Annotated in this window: 13 protein-coding genes; 6 read left to right on the top strand and 7 right to left on the bottom strand. The window is 76.5% G+C overall.

The window, feature by feature from the left end:
* Positions 1-227: 227 nt before the first annotated feature.
* Together ADL22_RS05550 and ADL22_RS05545 are read right to left on the bottom strand one after the other, a co-directional pair.
* Complete coding sequence (locus ADL22_RS05550; RefSeq protein ID WP_066974282.1) at positions 228-425, bottom strand: CsbD family protein; 198 nt, start codon at positions 423-425, stop codon at positions 228-230.
* 128 nt (positions 426-553) lie between these two features.
* Positions 554-1,408 carry a 3-hydroxybutyrate dehydrogenase gene (locus ADL22_RS05545; protein WP_066974281.1) on the bottom strand — a complete coding sequence of 285 codons (855 nt, stop codon included), beginning with the start codon at positions 1,406-1,408 and terminating at the stop codon, positions 554-556.
* A 171-nt stretch (positions 1,409-1,579) separates the two neighbouring features.
* Between ADL22_RS05545 and ADL22_RS05540 the strand changes: the two genes are divergently transcribed.
* Positions 1,580-2,110: a hypothetical protein gene (locus ADL22_RS05540; protein ID WP_066974280.1), complete on the top strand. Its 531-nt coding sequence runs from the start codon at positions 1,580-1,582 to the stop codon at positions 2,108-2,110.
* Positions 2,111-2,139: 29 nt separating this feature from the next.
* On the opposite strand, the gene ADL22_RS05535 is transcribed toward ADL22_RS05540, so the two are convergent.
* The 3 genes from ADL22_RS05535 to ADL22_RS05525 form a co-directional block, all read right to left on the bottom strand.
* Positions 2,140-2,637: an NUDIX hydrolase gene (locus tag ADL22_RS05535; RefSeq protein ID WP_066974279.1), complete on the bottom strand. Its 498-nt coding sequence runs from the start codon at positions 2,635-2,637 to the stop codon at positions 2,140-2,142.
* Between the two features lie 39 nt (positions 2,638-2,676).
* Entirely contained in the window at positions 2,677-3,270 is a 594-nt protein-coding gene (locus ADL22_RS05530) for a hypothetical protein (protein ID WP_066974278.1), read from the bottom strand.
* 81 nt (positions 3,271-3,351) lie between these two features.
* Positions 3,352-4,149, bottom strand: coding sequence for a glutamate racemase (locus tag ADL22_RS05525; protein WP_066974277.1), 798 nt, complete (start codon positions 4,147-4,149; stop codon positions 3,352-3,354).
* A gap of 137 nt (positions 4,150-4,286) precedes the next feature.
* Between ADL22_RS05525 and ADL22_RS05520 the strand changes: the two genes are divergently transcribed.
* Positions 4,287-5,435, top strand: coding sequence for a glycosyltransferase (locus ADL22_RS05520; RefSeq protein WP_066974276.1), 1,149 nt, complete (start codon positions 4,287-4,289; stop codon positions 5,433-5,435).
* 4 nt (positions 5,436-5,439) lie between these two features.
* Here ADL22_RS05520 and ADL22_RS05515 read toward each other — a convergent pair whose 3' ends face one another.
* Positions 5,440-6,804 (bottom strand): TerD family protein, encoded by a 1,365-nt coding sequence (locus ADL22_RS05515; RefSeq protein WP_066974275.1) that lies wholly within the window; start codon positions 6,802-6,804, stop codon positions 5,440-5,442.
* Positions 6,805-7,120: 316 nt separating this feature from the next.
* Here ADL22_RS05515 and ADL22_RS05510 point away from each other — a divergent pair, with 316 nt between their 5' ends.
* The 4 genes from ADL22_RS05510 (at position 7,121) to ADL22_RS05495 (ending at position 11,808) form a co-directional block, all read left to right on the top strand.
* The gene (locus ADL22_RS05510) at positions 7,121-7,582 is read left to right on the top strand and encodes a DUF6643 family protein (RefSeq protein ID WP_066974274.1); all 462 of its coding nucleotides are present in this window, start codon (positions 7,121-7,123) and stop codon (positions 7,580-7,582) included.
* A 46-nt stretch (positions 7,583-7,628) separates the two neighbouring features.
* Positions 7,629-8,453 (top strand): MOSC domain-containing protein, encoded by an 825-nt coding sequence (locus ADL22_RS05505; RefSeq protein WP_066974273.1) that lies wholly within the window; start codon positions 7,629-7,631, stop codon positions 8,451-8,453.
* A 165-nt stretch (positions 8,454-8,618) separates the two neighbouring features.
* Positions 8,619-9,218 (top strand): hypothetical protein, encoded by a 600-nt coding sequence (locus ADL22_RS05500; protein WP_066974272.1) that lies wholly within the window; start codon positions 8,619-8,621, stop codon positions 9,216-9,218.
* A gap of 166 nt (positions 9,219-9,384) precedes the next feature.
* Positions 9,385-11,808: a right-handed parallel beta-helix repeat-containing protein gene (locus ADL22_RS05495; RefSeq protein WP_066974271.1), complete on the top strand. Its 2,424-nt coding sequence runs from the start codon at positions 9,385-9,387 to the stop codon at positions 11,806-11,808.
* On the opposite strand, the gene ADL22_RS05490 is transcribed toward ADL22_RS05495, so the two are convergent.
* Positions 11,778-14,227, bottom strand: a 2,450-nt coding sequence (locus ADL22_RS05490) for a hypothetical protein (RefSeq protein WP_420711540.1), incomplete at its 5' end; no start/stop codon positions are given. The genes ADL22_RS05495 and ADL22_RS05490 overlap by 31 nt on opposite strands.

Here is a 14,227-nt window from a genome sequence, read left to right as displayed (position 1 = left end):
GGGTGGGGGGGGGTGGCCCAAAACCCCCCCCCCCGCCGCCCGGTTGCCCCCCCCCCCCCCCCCCCCCCCCCCCCCCCCGGGGGCCCCGCCATATCCGTACGCACTCCCGCCGCCCGGCCGGCCCCGGAGGTCCGGTGGGAACGGCACGGGCCCCCGTGGCGGGGTGCCACGGGGGCCCGGTGCGCGGCCGTGCCGCGACGGGTCAGGACATGCCGTCCGGCCCTCGGTCAGGACACGTCGTCGCGGCCCTTGAGGGAGTCCTTCGTGCCGCGGATGTTCTCCTTGGCGTCCCGCATGGCGTCCTTGGCCTTGCCCTTGGCCTCGTCGCCGCGGCCCTCGGCGGCCATCCGCTCGTTGCCGGTGGCCTTGCCCGCCGCCTGCTTGGCCTTGCCCTTGGCCTTGTCCATCGCGCCCTTGCCAGCCATGCCGCACTCCTTCGTTCCACGCAGATGAAGCCCCGGAAGGGGGTGAAGTCCCGGGGTGGGAAGCTTCGCCACCACGCTGCCGCAGCTCCCTCCGGGCCGCATCCGGAGCCGGGTCCGGCCGGTCACTCTCAGTGCGCGGTCCAGCCCCCGTCCAGGGCCAGCGACGTCCCGGTGACGAACGACGCCTGCGGGGTGCACAGATACGCCACCGCCTCCGCGACCTCCTCGGGCTCGATGAGCCGTTTGAGCGCCGCGCCGGCCAGCAGCACCTCGGCCACCACCCGCTCGGCGGGGATGCCGTGCGCGGCGGCCTGGTCGGCGATCTGCCGCTCCACCAGGGGCGTGCGGACGTAACCGGGGTTGACGCAGTTGCTGGTCACGCCGTGCGCGGCGCCCTCCAGGGCGGCGGTCTTCGACAGCCCCTCCAGCCCGTGCTTGGCGGCCACGTACGCCGACTTGAACGGCGAGGCGCGCAGCCCGTGCACGGACGAGATGTTCACGATCCGGCCCCAGCCGCGCGCGTACATGTGCGGCAGCGCCCCGCGCAGCAGCCGGAACGGCGCCTCCAGCATCACCGTCAGCACCTCGTGGAACACCTCGGGCGGAAAGTCCTCGATGGGCCGGACGAGTTGGATCCCGGCGTTGTTGACCAGCACGTCGGCGCCGGCCGCGGCCCGCTCGGCGGCGTCCAGGTCGGTGAGGTCCAGAGGGTGCGGCGCGATGGCCCCGGGCGCGCCGCCGGGCACCTCGGCAGCCAGGGCGGCGAGCCCTTCGGCGTCCCGGTCCACGGCCCGCACGGTGGCCCCGGCGGCCGCCAGGCGGAGGGCGCAGGCCCGTCCGATACCGCTGGCGGCGCCGGTGACCAGGGCGGTGCGGCCGCGCAGGTCGAGGTGGACGGGGCCCGGGGTGAGCGGGCCCGGGGCGGGGGATATGGGAGCGTCGCCCGGGATGCCGGGCGTTCCGGGGGTGCTGGTCTCGGTCATCCGCGCATGATCGCAGCGGTGGCCCGCGCCGCGACAGAGCCCCTGCGGCCCGTCCACCGGGCGCCGCGGGTCACCCGAACGGCCGCCCCGGATCGCCCCGCCCCCGCGCGCCTCCTAGCGTCGTACGACGCAGCGCGCTGGACTGCGCACCGCCGCCCCGAGGAGGCCGCCATGCGGAGGCTCATCACCGTGCCGACTGTGCTGCTCGCCCTCACCGCCGCCGGCTGCGCAAGCGGGGAGGACCGGGAGGAGGCGCCGGCCAGCGCGGCCGCGTCCGACCCGGGCGCCGGCCCGTACGGCTCGCCGGAGCCGGAGGGCTCCCCCACGGTGCCGGGCCAGCCGGTGGGCTGCGGCGAGATCGCCGACGGGCTGGGCCGGGCGCACGGCGTGGCGCTCTACGCGGACCCGGGCGCGGGCGGCACGGTGGGCTGCGCCGAGGCGCGGACGGTGATGAAGGAGTTCTTCCGGCGCGATCCGCCGCAGGCCGGCGGGCACGGCACCGTGGCGGTGAGCGGCTGGTCGTGCCGGTACGACGGCGGCCCGACCGGCACCTGGATCACCTCCTGCCGCAAGGGCGAGCGCGCCATGCACACCGAGGAGGCCGCCGAGGACTCCCCCGGCGGCCCGCCGGACGGCTCCGAGCAGCCGGGCCCGGACGATCCCTCGCTGCCGATGGACGAGCCGTCCACGACCGAGCTGTAGCCCTTATCCGCCGGGCCCTGGCCCCGGCCCTACCCGGCCGGTACCGGCTCCGGCTCCGGCATCCCCCGGAACCACGTCGGCCCGGCCTCCAGCGCCTTCCGCACCCGGGTCAGCGCGAAGTCCTCCAGCTCCGGCAGGGCGTCGGCGGGGAACCAGCCGACCTCCAGCGACTCCTCGTCGTTGACCCGCGCCTCGCCGCCGACCGCCCGGCAGCGCAGGGTGATGTCCATGAACTGGCACCGGTCGCCGTTGGGGTACCGCACCGGCCGCAACGCCTCGACCAGCACCACGCACTCCGGGACGACGCGGACCGCGGTCTCCTCGTACACCTCGCGGACGGCGGTCTCGGCCGGCTGCTCACCGGGCTCCGGGATGCCGCCGATCACCGACCAGCCGCCGGTGTCGGCCCGTCTGCCCAGCAGCACCCGGCCCGCGTCGTCCAGAACGACCGCGCTCACCCCGGGCAGCCACAGCAGCCGCGTCCCGATGGCGGTCCGGAGGTCACGGATGAATTCTGGGGTAGCCATGCCCCGACCCTACGCGGACCGGCCAGGCTTGAGTGAGCCCTACGCCGCCGAGGCCGCCCGGCGCAGCCGGAGCCGTTCCCGGACGCAGGCCACCGCGCCCTCCGCGTCGTCCACGGTGACCGTGAACGTGCGGCCGTCGCCGAGCCGGAGCACCATGCCCTCGCCGCGGCGGACGACCACGGCGGTGCCCTGCTCGGGGCGCCAGCGGTAGCCCCAGCCGCCCCAGTGGCGCGGGTTGACGCGCGGGGCGAGAGCGACGTCCACGACGCTGTCCAGGGGGATCCGGCGGCGCGGCACGCCTACGGGGCCGCACCGCACCTCCAGGTGGTCCGCGTCCACCCGGACCGCGACGTGCACGAAGGCGAGGGTGCCGAACAGCACCAGCAGACCGGCCGCGACGCAGCCGACCACGGCCATCGCCAGGGGCGCCAGGCTGGAGGTCCAGGTGCTGTTGACGGCCAGGTCGATGCCCAGCGCCATACAGGCCGCACCGGCCCCGGCCAGCAGCCACTGGACGCGGTTGGTCGCCCGGCCGTGCCAGATGGCGGGCGTGCCGCAGGGGCCGGCCGGGACGCGCGGGGCGCCGCCGTGCTCACCGGGAGCGGCGGCCCCCTCCTGGGGGTGGTCCCTCATGAGACGCAGGGTACGCGCCTTCGCATTCCGCGGCACCGTGCCGAAACGGCCGGCGGACGTCCGGCGCGCCCCCGGGGGACGTCAGGCGGTGGGCGGGGCGGACGGGACCGCGCCGGCCAGCAGGCGGCCCTCCGCGTAGGCCAGGGCGGCGTCCGGCAGGGGGCCCGGGCGGCCGCTGAGGAGCATCAGGAGGCCGCCGGTGGGGGCGGCCGCGGGGGCCGGCTCGGCGCCGATCCGGCGGAGCGCCTGGGCGGCGACCGCGTCGGCGGAGCCGTGCAGCACCAGCGGCGGGGTGCCGGGCTGCTGGAGGGCGGCGCGGATCCGCTCGGCGACCAGCTCGTAGTGGGTGCAGCCGAGCACGACGGCCCGGATGTCGCGGGGGGTGAGCCGGGCGGCGGCGGCCACCGCGGCGTCGATCGCGTCCTCGTCGGCCTGCTCCACCGCGTCGGCCAGGCCCGGGCAGGGCACGCCGGTGACCTCGACACCCTCCGCGAAGCGGGCGATCAGGTCCTTCTGATACGGGCTGCCGGTGGTGGCGGGGGTGGCCCAGATGGCGACCGGGCCGCCGCCGGCCGCGGCGGGCTTGATCGCCGGGACGGTGCCGATGACCGGAATGTCCGGCTCCAGCTCGGCGCGGAGCGCCGGCAGCGCGTGCACCGAGGCGGTGTTGCAGGCGACGATCAGCGCGTCCGGGCGGTGCGCGGCGGCGGCCCGGGCCACCGCGAGGGCGTGGCCGGTGACGTCGTCGGGGGTGCGCGGGCCCCAGGGCAGGCCGTCGGGGTCGGTGGAGAGGACCAGATCCGCGTCCGGCCGCAGGCGCCGTACGGCGGCGGCCGCCGGGAGCAGTCCCGTTCCGGAGTCCATCAGCGCGATCTTCACCCGGACACTTTACTCAACCGCCCGTCCCGCTTGTCATACCGGGCCGGAAAGGACCGGAAACGGGCGGGTGCCCGGCGGCGCGTGTCGGACACCGGTTGCCGGCGGCCGGTGTGCGGCAGACTGCGGCCGTGGAAGCGATGGTGTGGATCGGTGCCGGGTCGCTGCTCGCCTGGCTGTGGCTGCTGCTCGGACAGGGCTTCTTCTGGCGGACCGACGTCCGGCTGCCGCCCCGCCGCGACCCCGTGCGCTGGCCCTCGGTCGCGGTGGTGGTGCCGGCCCGCGACGAGGCGGCGGTGCTGCCCGCGAGCCTGCCGTCGCTGCTGGCGCAGAAGTACCCCGGCCGGGCCGAGGTCTTCCTCGTCGACGACGGCAGCACCGACGGCACCGGCCCGCTCGCCCGCGCACTGGCCGCCGCCGGCGGCGGGCTGCCGCTGACCGTCACCGCGCCCGGTGAGCCCGAGCCCGGCTGGACCGGCAAGCTGTGGGCCGTCCGGCACGGCATGGCGCTGGCCCGGGAGCGGATGGCGCCCGAGTACCTGCTGCTGACCGACGCGGACATCGCCCACGAGCCGGACAGCCTGCGGGAGTTGGTGGCCGCGGCCCGCTCGGCGGACCTGGACCTGGTGTCGCAGATGGCCCGGCTGCGGGTGGCGACCGGCTGGGAGCGGCTGATCGTGCCGGCGTTCGTGTACTTCTTCGGGCAGCTGTACCCGTTCCGGTGGGTCAACCGGCGCGGGGCCCGGACCGCGGCGGCGGCCGGCGGCTGCGTACTGCTGCGGCGGGAGGCGGCGGAGCGGGCGGGCGTCCCGGAGGCGATCCGGCACGCGGTGATCGACGACGTGTCGCTGGCGCGGGCCGTCCAGCGGTCCGGCGGCGCGATCTGGCTGGGGCTCGCCGACCGGGTCACCAGCGTCCGCCCGTATCCGCGGCTGGCGGAGCTGTGGCAGATGGTCGCCCGCAGCGCCTACGCCCAGCTGCGCCACCAGCCGCCGGTCTTGCTGGGCACCGTCCTCGGGCTGGCGCTGGTCTACCTGGTGCCGCCGGCCGCCCTGGTGGCCGGGCTCGCGGCCGGCGACCCGATGGCGGCGGCGCTGGGCGGCGCGGCCTGGGCGGTGATGTCCGGAACGTACCTGCCGATGCTGCGCTACTACCGTCAGCCCCCTTGGGCCGCGCCCCTGCTCCCGTTCACCGCGCTGCTGTACCTCCTGATGACGGTGGACTCGGCGGTGCGCCACTACCGGGGGCGGGGGGCCGCCTGGAAGGGCCGCACCTACGGGGCGCCCTAGGGGGCTACTTGGCGGCCGGGGACCAGTTCAGGCCCCAGCCGTATGCGTGGTCGACGGTGCGCTGGGGGCTGACTCCGGGGGCGGGGACGAGGTAGCGGGCCTCGCGCTGGACGACCAGTTCGCCGCCGGTGTTGGTGATCAGGGCCAGCGCGCAGACCGTGGCCGGGACGGTGCAGGCGTCGAGGGAGAACTCGATCGGGGCGCCGTGCTGCGGCTGGAGGGTGACGGTGGCGTCCAGGCCCTCGAAGCTGCGGGCGCCCGCGTAGACCGTCACGAAGATCAGGATGCGCCGGAAGCGGGCCTGGTGGTCGAGGTTGATGGTGAGGTTCTCACCGGTCGCGACGGCGCCGGTCCGGTCGTCGCCGTCGAGGAGGATGTACGGCGGGGCGTGCAGATCGCCGAACGCCTGGGCGAGCGGGTGCACCACACCGGCCGAGCCGTCGGTGAATTCGTAGAGCGCGCACAGGTCGAGGTCGAGATCGCCGGACGGCGGCAGCAGCGCGCCGCGGGCGCCCAGCGCCTCCATCGCCTTGCGGCCGAGCTTCTTGGTGAAGCGCTTTCCGGCGCCGCCCGCTGACCAGTTGAGGTTGACCCGCATCGTCCCGGAGGTGCCGCCCTGCTTCGTCAGCGAGACGGCCGGCGCGTCCTTCGTCAGGGTGACCTTGGTCAGCCGGACGGGGGCGGGGGGCGGCGGGACGGCGGGCGCCGGGGGCGGGATGGACGCCGCCGGTTGACCGGCCGGGAACGGGGGCGCGGGCGGCGCGGGCGGCACCGGGGGCGCGGGCGGCGGGGCCGTCACCGGGGCCGGGGCCGGCGGCGCGGGCGGCGGCCCGGCCGGGGGCTCCTCCGCCGCGACACTGATGCCGAAGTCGGTGGCCAGCCCGGCGAGCCCGGTGGCGTACCCCTGGCCCACCGCGCGGAACTTCCAGCCGCCCTGGCGGCGGTACAGCTCGCCGAGCACGAAGGCGGTCTCGGTGGTGGCGTCCCGGCTGTCGAACCGGGCGAGTTCGGCCCCGGTGGCGGCGTCCAGCACCCGGACGTACAGGCCGGGCACGGCGCCGAACGTGCCGCCGTCCGCGGAGGCGGCCAGCACCACGGTGTCCACCGCGGGCTCGACGGCGGCGAGGTCCACGTGGAGCGTGTCGGTCAGCGCGCCGCCGGCCGGCCGCTTGCCCTCGTGGCGCACCGCGCCGGAGGCGTGCGCGGGCTGGTTGTAGAAGACGAAGTCGGCGTCGCCGCGGACCCGGCCGGAGACCAGCAGCAGCGCGGAGGCGTCCACGTCCGGCGCCCCGGGGGCCGACTGCCAGCCCAGCTCCACCCGCACCGCCGGCGCCGGAACGGGGACATTGCCGCCCTTGAGCATCGACATCGCCGCACCTTCCTGTCGTCCCTGTGGTCCGTGTCGTCCGGGTCGTTCGTGACGTCCGGGTCGTTCCGCCGCCGCGCGCGGGCCGCCGGCCTCGCGCGCCGTCAGGGACCGCCCCGTCCAACCTACTTGACCGGGAACGCCCCGATCGCCCCGCGTTCACCCCCGGGAGGCGCGGTCTTTACACGATCCCTACGGGCGTTCGCGACCGATTTTTTCGGGTTCGCTCGCTTTGGTGACCGGGGGCCGCTCCGAACCGGTGAAACAACCCGCTTGTCAGGCTCCCCAATCGACACATCGTGGGCTTAACTTATGACGCATGACCTCCCCCCGCTCCACTTACAGCGGCGGCTACTACGCATCGCCCTCCTTCCCGGACACCCCCATCTACGACAGCCTCGTCGCAGAGCGGGGTACGCCCCAGATCGCCCCGATCCGCGTGAACCCGTCCCCCTGGGACACCGGCTCCTCCCTGCCGGCGCTGCCCTCGGCACTGCCGGCCCTGCCCTCGGGGTCCACCCCGCCGCCCGCGTCCCACGGGTACCCCGGCGCGGCGGCGCAGCCGGTCGCCCCGCTCCAGCACACCCCCGCGCCGTACATCCCCCAGCAGGCCGGCACCGGCCGCGGCTACCAACCCCCGCAGCAGTACCAGCGCCCGGCGCCGGGCGGCTCGGGGACGGGCTACGAGGCGATGCGCCCGGCCGCGCCGGTCGCGCCCCGGCCCGCCTCGCCGTTCGACGACCCGGGCTACGGCCGCCAGTACCCCCCGCGGGGCTACTGAACCGTCCGGCCGTTCGGCTGTCAGAGGCGGCTGGCAGGATGGCTTCATGTCAAAGCCACAGGTCCAGTCGCTCCATCTCTATCCGGTGAAGGCCCTCGCGGGGACCGGTCCCGGCGAGGCGGCCGTGGAGCCGTGGGGGCTCGCCGGGGACCGGCGCTGGCTGGTGGCGGACGCCGAGGGCCGGCAGCTCACCCAGCGCCAGGTGCCGAGGCTGGCGCTGGCGCGGGCCGAGGGGCTGCCCGGCGGGGCCCTGCGGCTGACCGCGCCCGGGATGGTGCCGCTGACGGTCCCGGTGCCCGCCCCGGTGGGCACGGTTCCGGTCCAGGTCTTCGGAGGCGTGGTCGAGGCGGTGCCCGCCGGCCCGGAAGCGGCCGACTGGTGGCGGAGGTATCTGGGCGCCGAGTGCCGCATGGTGCATCTCGACGCCCCGGAGCGGCGCCGCCCGATCGATCCCCGGTTCAGCGAGCCCGGGGACACCGTCAGCTTCGCCGACGGCTTCCCGCTGCTGCTGACCACCACCGCGTCCCTGGACGCCCTCAACTCCCTCATCGCACAAGGCGGCCACGCCGCGGAGGGCCCCCTTCCGATGAACCGCTTCCGGCCCAATGTGGTGATCGCCGGCACCGCGCCCTGGGCCGAGGACGACTGGCGGCGGGTGCGGATCGGCGCGGTGGAGTTCCAGGTGGCCAAGCCCAGCTCGCGCTGCGTGGTCACCACCACCGACCAGCGCACCGCCGAGCGCGGCAAGGAGCCGCTGCGCACCCTGGCCCTCCACCGACGCTTCGGCGAGAAGCTGGTCTTCGGCCAGAATCTGATCCCCCGCGGGTCCGGCACGCTCCGCGTCGGCGACCCGTTCGAGATACTCGCCTGACGGCCGCCGGGGACCCCGCGGCCGTCATCGCGGGCCGCCCGGCGGTCGGCTCGATGCGCCAACCTCCGCCCCCGGTCCGGGTGTTCACCGACCGCCCGTCCCGTTTCCGTACGCGGGCATGGCCGCCCCGCCGCGCGGTATACGGGAAGCGGGAGAGGGGGCACGATGCGGACGATCTCGGGCATCTGGCGCTGGCGGCGCAATCCGCTCCGGCGCCCGACCGATCTGCTGGAAGCCTGGCTGGCGCTGGCCGCCGCCCTGCTGCTGGCCACCGGACCCGCCGCGGCCGGCTGGTGGGCCGGGCGGGCCGCGCACGGCGCCCTGCTGGACTCCGTACGGATCCAGCACCGGCAGCGCCATCCGGTGTGGGCGACCGCCGGGCGGCCGGTGGTCCGCGACGGGGCCGGCCCGGGTCCGGAGACCGCCTCGCGGCGCGCGCGGCCGAGGGTGCCCGCCCGCTGGACGGCGCCGGACGGCGGCCCGCGCGCCGGGGAGGTGGCCGCGCCGCGGCCGGTGCGGCCCGGTGAGCGGTTCCGGCTGTGGACCGACGGCCGCGGGCGGCCGGTGCCGCGGCCGATGGAGGCGAGTACGGCCAGGGCCCACGCGGTGCTCGCCGGACTGGGCACGGCGGCGCTGGCGGCCGGGCTGGTCGAGGGCGGCCGGCGGCTGGCCCTGCGGCAGCTGACGGCCCGTCGGTTCCGCCGCTGGGACGCGGCGTGGGAGCGGGCCGGACAGGACTGGGGCCGGGCGGACGCCGGGAGTTGAGCCGCCGCCGACCAGGCTGCGGACCGTGTCAACCGCCGCCCGCCGGGCGCGCTACGGTGGTCCCTCCAGCCTCTCGGCTGGGGCCTCGCAGACCCAAAGCGGACATCCGCGGACGCATGGCTGCCGGGCCGACATCTGCCGCACGAAGTGGGGACACGACACCGCCATGGCACAGGGCTCGGTCCAGGTGACGCACTCCGGAACGTCGCGTTGGCGGCGCCGCACCGGGGAGTACAGTTCGCTCGCCGCCGCCCTGGAGGCCGCCGGCGACGGCGACGTACTGACCGTGCCGGCCGGGACGTACCGCGAGAATCTGGTCCTCCAGCGGGCGGTGACCCTGCGCGGTCCGGACGGGGCGCGCGGCTCGGTGCGGATCGCGCCGCCGGACGGCGTGGCCCTGACGATACGGGCCTCGGCGACCGTCCACGATCTGCACCTGGAGGCGACCGACTCGGCGTCCCCGGCGCTGCTGGTGGAGGACGGCGCCCCGGAGCTGGCCGACATCCGGGTGGTGACGCGGTCCGCGGCCGGTATCGAGGTGCGCGGCGGCGCCCGCCCCACGGTGCGGCGGTGCACGGTCGACAACGCCGGCGGGGTCGGCATCAGCGTCCTGGACGGCGCCGGCGGGGTCTTCGAGGAGTGCGAGGTGATGGCGGCCGGGCAGGCCGGGGTGGCGGTGCGCGGCGGCGCCCATCCGCGGCTGGAGCGCTGCCGGGTGCACCACGCCTCGGGCGCCGGGCTGTCGCTGACCGGTGAGGGCAGCGCGGTCGAGGCGGTGGGCTGCGAGCTGTACGAGATCAAGGGCGCGGGCGTGCAGGTGGCGTCCCGGGCCACCGGCCACCTCACCGACTGCACGGTGCACCGCACCACGGCGGACGGCGTCACCCTGGACACCGACGCGGTGCTCACCCTCGCCGACTGCGATATCCACGACATCCCGGAGAACGCGGTCGATCTGCGCTCCCGGTCGGTGCTGACGCTGACCCGCAGCACGGTGCGGCACTTCGGGCGCAACGGCCTGTCGGTGTGGGACCCGGGCACCCGGGTGGACGCCAACCAGTGCGAGATCCACGACAGTACGGGCGACTACCCGGCGGTGTGGGTCAGCGACGGCGCGACCGCGGTGCTGGACTCCACGCGGGTGCACGACGTGCCCGACGCGCTGTTCGTCCTGGACCGCGGCTCCCGCGCGGACGTGGTGGACTGCGATATCACGCAGGTCCGCAACACCGCGGTGTCGGTGAGCGACGGCGCCACCGTCCAGCTGGACGACTGCCGGATCCGGGAAACGTCCACGGGCGCGTGGTTCCGCGACCACGGCAGCGGCGGCACGCTCGCCAACTGCACCATCGACGGGGCGCAGACCGGGATCATCGTCACCAAGGGCGCGGACCCCACCATCGAGGGCTGCACGGTCAGTTCGCCGGCCGAGGCCGGCTTCTACGTCTCCGCGGAGGGCCGGGGCACCTTCCACGGCTGCCGGGTCACCGGGAGTTCCGGTTTCGGCTTCCACGTCATCGACGGCTGCCGGACGACGCTGACCCGGTGCCGTACGGAGCGGTGCGCGCGCGGCGGGTACGAGTTCGCCGACGCGCAGGGCACCGGCGCCGGGCCCGCCATCGAGGACTGCACCAGCGACGAGAGCCGCACGACGGAGGTGCCGGCGATGGCCGCCCCGGCGGTGCGGCAGGCCACCCAGACGGCCGGGCTGCTGGGCAGCGTCCCGGCGCCGCGCCAGGCGCCGGCCGCCACCTCGGCGCCGGAGACGCCGGCGCCCGGGCGGCCCGCCGAGGAGGTGCTGGGCGAACTGGACACCCTGGTCGGCCTGGACAGCGTCAAACGCGAGGTGCGCAGCCTGATCAACATGATCGAGGTGGGGCGGCGCCGCCAGGAGGCCGGCCTGAAGGCCGCCTCGGTCCGCCGCCACCTGGTGTTCACCGGCTCCCCGGGGACCGGCAAGACCACGGTGGCCCGGCTGTACGGCGAGATCCTGCACGCCCTGGGGGTGCTGGAGCGCGGCCACCTGGTCGAGGTGTCGCGGGTGGACCTGGTGGGCGAGCACATCGGCTCCACCGCGATCCGCACCCAGGAGGCGTTCGACCGGGCGCGCGGCGGGGTGCTGTTCATCGACGAGGCGTACGCGCTCTCCCCCGAGGACTCCGGGCGGGACTTCGGCAAGGAGGCCATCGACACCCTGGTGAAGCTGATGGAGGACCACCGGGAGTCGGTGGTGGTGATCGTCGCGGGCTACACGGCCGAGATGGAGCGCTTCCTGGCCGTCAACCCCGGTATCTCGTCCCGTTTCTCCCGCACCATCCGCTTCGGCGACTACGCGCCGGAGGAGCTGCTGCGGATCGTCGAGCAGCAGGGCGAGGAGCACGAGTACCGCCTCGCCGAGGGGGCCGGCGAGGCGCTGCTCAAGTACTTCACGGCGCTGCCCAAGGGGCCGTCGTTCGGCAACGGGCGCACCGCGCGGCAGACGTTCGAGGCGATGGTCGAGCGGCACGCGGGCCGGGTCGCCCGGCTCACCGAGCCGAGCACCGACGACCTGTCCCTGCTCTACGCCGAGGACCTGCCCGAACTCCCCTGATCCGCCGCCTCGCTGGCGCAGCACCGGCGCGAGGAGTTCCCCGGGCCGAGCCGGGCGATCAGTTCGGCGCGCACCTGGCCGAAGACCGGATCGGCCTCGTAGTCGCCGTGGCCCAGGATCTGGGCCGGCAGCGGGTTCTGGAGAGTCCGCCCGAAGGTGAGGGGGTCGCGCAGCGGGCCCTCGTCGATCGCCCGGCCGTCCTCGCAGGTCAGCCGGATCGGCCCGCCGATGGGGTCGGTGAAGCGCCACAGATTGCGCCAGTCGTCCATCTCGCGGTGGAGCCCGGTGAGCGCGGGCGGGCCGAAGAAGGCCGGGAACCACCGGCCGTAGAGCCGCTCCAACGGGCTGCCGTACGTCAGCAGCGCGACCCGGCTGCGGGTGACGAGGTCCAGCTGCCACACGGCCGCGGCGGCCAGCACACTGCCCTGGGAGTGCCCGGAGAGGACCAGCCGGCCGTCGTACCGCTCGGTCCAGGTGGCCATCCGCCAGGTGAGGTCGGGGACCGCGCGCTCGGCGTAGCAGGGCGGCGCGAAGGGGTGCGCGGCGCGCGGCCAGAAGGTGCCGACGTCCCAGAGGATGCCGATGGTGCGGCGGGCGGAGTGGTCGCGGTAGGCGCGCCGGCCCATGGCGAGCAGCAGGATCACCCCGGCGCCCATCAGCCAGGAGCCGAGGGATTCGGCGGTCTCGGCGGCGGCGTGGACGAACGGCGGGGCGTTCTCGGTGGCGCGGCCCGGCGCCCGGTCGGTGAGCCAGGCGCCGGCCACCGCCCCGGCGCCCAGGACGAGGGTGACGGCGGCGATCGCGGCGACGAGGACGGGCGCGGCGTCGGTGAGCCCGGCGCGGGCGATGGTGCCGGCGATCCGCTCGGTGCGCAGCGCGTCGGGGTGCTCGCGCGGGTCGTAGAGGCCGGGGATGTCCCGGGCGACCTGGCGGCGGACGACCAGGACGCGGATACCGGCCAGGACGGCGACGGCCGCGACCACCACCAGGAGCGCGGGCAGCACCGACGCCTGCCAGGAGAGCAGGACCGGCGGCCCGGGGATCGGGGCGTGGTCCTGGCCGGGTGTGGCGGGCCCGTCGATCCAGTCCGCGAACCGCTGCGCCACTCCCCCGGACAGCACCCCGCCGACCGCGCAGGCCAGCAGGGCGACGGCCGGGCCGCCCAGGCCGCGCAGCGCGGTCCGGGCGTCGTCCCGGGCGGCGCGCTGGAGGTACCACGCGGTCACCGCCAGCGCCAGCACCAGGGCGCCCTGGAGGACGGCGATCCCGCCGAACGCCGCGACGCCGGGCAGCGGCCCCCGGCTGGGCGCCGGGGGGCGGGCCCAGGCCGTGTAGCAGGCTGTGAGCGCGAGCGCGGCCAGCGCGGCGTACGGCAGGGCCCGTACGGTCGCGCGGTCGGGCTCCTCGTCCCGGGCGGCCTCGCTGCGGGCGGTGCGCCAGACGACGGCGAGGGTGGCGGCGGCGAGCAGCACGACGACGGCGGTCAGGGCCTGGCCGGCGGCGGTCAGCGCGGCGGCGCCGGCCCGCCGGTCGGCGCGGAGGGAGGCGGTGAGCAGCGCGGCGGCGATGGTCAGCACCCCGGCGGCGGTGTGCGCGGCGCGCAGCCGGGCGACCAGCCGGCGGCCGTACCAGAAGCCGTCCAGGCCGAGCGCGGTGCGTTCGTGGGCGGGGGTGTCGCGGGAGGAACCGGGGCGGCGCGGCGGCGGCGAGGCGGACTCGTAGGCGCTCCAGGTGCGGTGCGAGAGCCACCACAGGAAGGCGACGACCGCCAGCGGCAGCAGGGAGGCGAGAACGAGGCGGCGGCCCGGGGCGCTCCACCAGCCGCCGCCCGCGGGGTTGAGGAAGCCCATCCAGGACTTGCCGCCGGCGCAGACCGGGGTGCCGGCGCACTGCCAGGCGGTGAGGTCGAGGGCGACCTCGCAGGCCGCGGCGGCCAGCAGCACGGTGAGGGTGAGGGCCAGCAGCCGTACGAGCAGGTCGTACAGGCGCTGCGCCCGGAGGCCGGGCGGGGCGGCCGGGCGCATCCAGTGGGCGAGGTTGGCGACCATGAAGGGCAGCAGGATCAGCCAGAGGGCGCGGGCGCCGTTTCCGGAGGTGAGGTTGGACCAGCAGTACGCCTCGCGGACCGGTTCGGCGCGGTCCCCGGCGGGCCGCTGCTCGGCGTCGGCGTCGTCGGTGCGGCGGTAGCAGGCGGCGGTGTCGTCGCCGGTGATCCGGGTGACGCGCGGGTCGCCGAGCATCTCCTGGGGCGTGGTGCCGCCCACGCCGTGGACGAGCAGCTCCAGGGCGAGCTGGGGCTCGGGGGCGGGGGCGGGGGCGAGGGTCTGCTCAGCGGCCGGCTTGCCGTCCGGCTCGGTGGCCGGTGCCGGGACCGGGGGCGGTGGCGCTGCCGGGCCGGGCGGGTGGACGGGCGTAGCGG

Origin of the sequence: Streptomyces sp. NRRL F-4489, from assembly GCF_001509485.1 — a bacterium.
GTDB lineage: Bacteria > Actinomycetota > Actinomycetes > Streptomycetales > Streptomycetaceae > Streptomyces.
The sequence above is the reverse complement of the archived record's forward strand: the minus strand, read 5'-3'. Positions and strand labels throughout refer to the sequence as shown.